Origin of the sequence: Nonomuraea rhizosphaerae (assembly GCF_019396405.1) — a bacterium.
GTDB lineage: Bacteria > Actinomycetota > Actinomycetes > Streptosporangiales > Streptosporangiaceae > Nonomuraea > Nonomuraea rhizosphaerae.
In genome coordinates this window covers 1-3,729 of the sequence record NZ_JAHKRL010000157.1, presented here as the reverse complement: position 1 = coordinate 3,729, position 3,729 = coordinate 1, and the positions used below count along the sequence as shown (strand labels likewise).

Annotated in this window: 3 protein-coding genes; 1 reads left to right on the top strand and 2 read right to left on the bottom strand. The window is 65.2% G+C overall.

All coding sequences use genetic code 11. The annotated features are described in order from the left end of the window. Window positions 1-95: 95 nt before the first annotated feature. Complete coding sequence (locus KME77_RS07720) at window positions 96-542, bottom strand: hypothetical protein (protein ID WP_219463407.1); 447 nt, start codon at window positions 540-542, stop codon at window positions 96-98. A 536-nt stretch (window positions 543-1,078) separates the two neighbouring features. After that, window positions 1,079-2,437 (bottom strand): Pup--protein ligase, encoded by a 1,359-nt coding sequence (gene pafA, locus KME77_RS07715; protein WP_219463404.1) that lies wholly within the window; start codon window positions 2,435-2,437, stop codon window positions 1,079-1,081. Window positions 2,438-2,954: 517 nt separating this feature from the next. Here pafA and KME77_RS07710 point away from each other — a divergent pair. Next, complete coding sequence (locus KME77_RS07710; protein ID WP_219463403.1) at window positions 2,955-3,641, top strand: hypothetical protein; 687 nt, start codon at window positions 2,955-2,957, stop codon at window positions 3,639-3,641. Window positions 3,642-3,729: the final 88 nt, after the last annotated feature.

The window sequence follows — 3,729 nt, the reverse complement described above, 5'->3', positions numbered from 1 at the left end:
CTTGTTCCACGGCTCCTTCGTGGAACAAGCGCGCTCCCGGCAAACGGAAAGGCTCCTGCTCAGATGTCAGGTGCCTTCAGGTCTCGCCGAAGTGGCTACTCGACCCGCTGTGCGAGGGGCGGTTCGGCCTTGGCGCTGGTGCCTGAACGGCAACCGGCGTCACCGATCGGCAACGCCCTCGCGTCGAAACCAGGATAGAGGTCGCTGAGGAACCATTCACCTTCGCCGCCGATATTGGTGAGAATTTGAGCCCCCGTCAGATGCTGGGGGTCGGGGTTCCAGCCGCGAAGCCTCACGCAGAACCCCGGTCCGACGTAAAGCGCCGAGGTGTGCGGCCAGCCCGAATACAGTCCGGCCGGGATCAACGCGTCGTAGTGGCCAGGCGTGTGAGCATGGTTGACGTACCTGATGGCGCCGATCCCGTACGCGCCCGTGTTGTGAACCTCGTTGGCTGTCGGCGAGGCAGCCGATGCGGCGGTTGGCACACTGGTCAGAATTCCAGCGGCAAGAGCAATCGCGGATACCCACGCAGTCCTTTTCATTTCCCTCTTCCCTGTTCTCCGAATTCCTGCCGGATCCACACCGTGAGACATTTGCCCTCTGACAAATCTCCGGAATGGCTATCGTGCCGCGACACACCTTCCTCTCGTAGTCATCTCCGCTCTGCGCTCGCGAACCGCATCGATAACGCAGAACAGCTGCTGAAAGGAAGCGTAAATCGTCGTTCTTCGGGTAACCAGGGCGATAACAGGGCGCTTCCGGGACTTTTGCGGATAACAAAGAACAACGGCTCTGCCTCGTAATCGGCGGGAGCGCCGAGCGCTCACCTGCCAGGCAGAGCCGTGCTGAGATCAAACGTTGGCGCATGCGGTGTTCGCAGCGCTGTCAGTCCTGGTCATCGAGAAGGTAAATGGACGAACACCAGAACTGGCCGCCAGCAGCGCCCTACGAGGCCGCCCCCTGGCCAGCGGTCACCGACAACCTGGAAGTTCCCCGCTGACGGACAATCAGCGAGCGACTTTCTCGACGACGGACCGCCACCCGTCGGAGTGGCGTCAATTCCCTGGCTCCGCCCTGATCACATGCTGGCGATCAGCTTGTCCACCCTCTCGTCGACGCTGCGGAACGGGTCCTTGCACAGCACCGTGCGCTGCGCCTGGTCGTTGAGCTTCAGGTGCACCCAGTCGACGGTGAAGTCACGCCGCTTCTCCTGCGCCCGGCGGATGAACTCGCCGCGCAGCCGCGCCCTGGTCGTCTGCGGCGGCACCGACTTGGCCTCGAAGATCCGGATGTCGGAGGCCACCCGCTCCACCGCCCCGCGCTTCTGCAGCAAGTAGAACAGCCCGCGCCTGCGATGGATGTCGTGGTAGGCCAGGTCGAGCTGGGCCACCCGCGGCGAGGACAGCGGCAGGTCGTACTTCTTGCGGTACCGCTCGATCAGCTGGTACTTGATGACCCAGTCGATCTCCCGCGACACCGAGTCCAGGTCGCCGGTCTCCACCGCCCGCAGGGTGCGCTCCCACAGCTCCAGCACCCTGCGCGCGATCACGTCGCCGCCCCGCCGGTCGACGAAGTCCTTCGCCTTGGACAGGTATTCTTCCTGGATCTCCAGCGACGACGCCTCACGCCCGTTGGCCAGCCGCACCCGCCGCCGCCCGGTCATGTCGTGCGAGACCTCGCGGATCGCCCGGATCGGGTTCTCCAGGCTCAGGTCGCGCAGCACGACCCCGGCCTCGATCATGCGCAGCACCAGGTCGGTGGCCCCGACCTTGAGCAGCATCGTGGTCTCGCTCATGTTCGAGTCGCCCACGATGACGTGCAGGCGGCGGAACCGCTCGGCGTCGCCGTGCGGCTCGTCACGCGTGTTGATGATCGGCCTGGACCGGGTCGTCGCCGACGACACGCCCTCCCAGATGTGCTCGGCCCGCTGCGACACGCAGTAGACCGCGCCACGCGGCGTCTGCAGCACCTTGCCGGCGCCGCAGATGATCTGCCGGGTGACCAGGAACGGGATCAGCACGTCGGCCAGCCGCCCGAACTCTCCGTGCCGGCCGACACAGTAGTTCTCATGGCAGCCGTAGGAGTTGCCGGCCGAGTCGGTGTTGTTCTTGAACAGGTAGATGTCGCCGGCGATGCCCTCCTCGCGGAGCCGCTTCTCGGCGTCGACCAGCAGCCCCTCCAGGATCCGCTCGCCGGCCTTGTCGTGGGTGACCAGCTCCACGACGTTGTCACACTCGGGGGTGGCGTACTCGGGATGGCTGCCCACGTCCAGGTACAGGCGGGCCCCGTTGGGCAGGAACACGTTGCTCGACCGGCCCCAGGACACGACCCGCCGGAACAGGTAGCGCGCCACCTCGTCGGGGGACAGCCTGCGCTGACCCCGGAAGGTACAGGTGACGCCGTACTCGTTCTCAAGGCCGAAGATGCGTCGATCCACTACCTCACACTACTCTCCCCGCCCCCGTGACGGGGAGATCACCCGTACTCAGCCGCACCGAACGCTTTTCCTCCTCGGACGACCTGAAGGCATCACTCCGGGCGTGGAAATAATCACTTAATGTAGGTGAAAGGCGGAACGCCACCCAGAACCGGCGCACTGACATGAAAAGTCCGGTCAGTGTCCGGTCAGTGTCCTGGACCTCGCCGCGGCCGCTGCTCCAGACTCGTCACGCTACTCGCTGAGGTCGTTTCCCGGCCGTCCATCATGAAGCACCAGAAATTCATGGCGAGAGAAATCATCACCAGCCTTGCGCTGACGACGGCCGTGACATTCATGAAGGCCGCCATCCCCGGAGCGGCGTCAAGTTCCTCGCGCGAGTCACCCTCATCGAGGGCGAAACATCGAACTGATTCACCGCCGACGCCCATGGTCGGCTCCGAGTCAATACGAGGAAGGAATCAGCACCTTGAGAAGGATTGCGGCAGGTATCCTTTCCGCCCTTGTCGGTGGAGCCATGCTGGTGACGGCCGCGGGCACCGCGTCCGCCACCGAAGTCGACACGCAGCTAGAGATTCGCGGCATCTCGCCGAACCCGGTCGTGGTCAAGGCCGGCAGCGAGACGACGGCCTACTTCGACATCGGCGCCGGCGCGGATGTCCGGAAGGTAAAGCTCTGGGTGGCGCCCGCGGAGGGTTACCACACCCAGAGCGTCAGGAATGCCAGGGAACTGGAGAGCTGGCGCTTCTCGGTCGGCTTCACCGAGAGCGACTTCGCCGGCAAGTGGAAGGCCATCGCCGTGGCCTTCGACGACAAAGGCAAGGAGGTCGCCAAGGACACCTCGCTCTTCTCGGTCGAGATACAGAAGGGCAAGGCGGCCACCCGCATCACCCGTTTCACCGCCGACCCCGACAGGGTCCGCAAGGGCAAGCTGGTCTCCTTCTCCGGACGTCTCCTGGTCGGGGAGCGCGGCTGGAAGGGCGTCCGTCGTGAGCAGGTGAGCATCTTCTACCGCCCCAGCAACTCGCGAGGCTGGAAAGAGGTCGCCTCCGCCGAGACCGGGAGAGGCGGCGCGTTCACCGCTGAGACGCGCGCCTTCAAGAGTGGCACGTACAAGGCCGTGTACGACGGCAGCGACGAGTTCGAGGCCGCCACGAGCCGCACGGAGTACGTGCGGGTCCACAGCTACAAGTGGCGTCGTTGATCAACCCCGCGAAGCCCGGTCCCGCGATGGGGCCGGGCTCGCCCCATGACGTTGTTCAGCCGCACCTGCCGCGGGCAGGGGCGGCCCG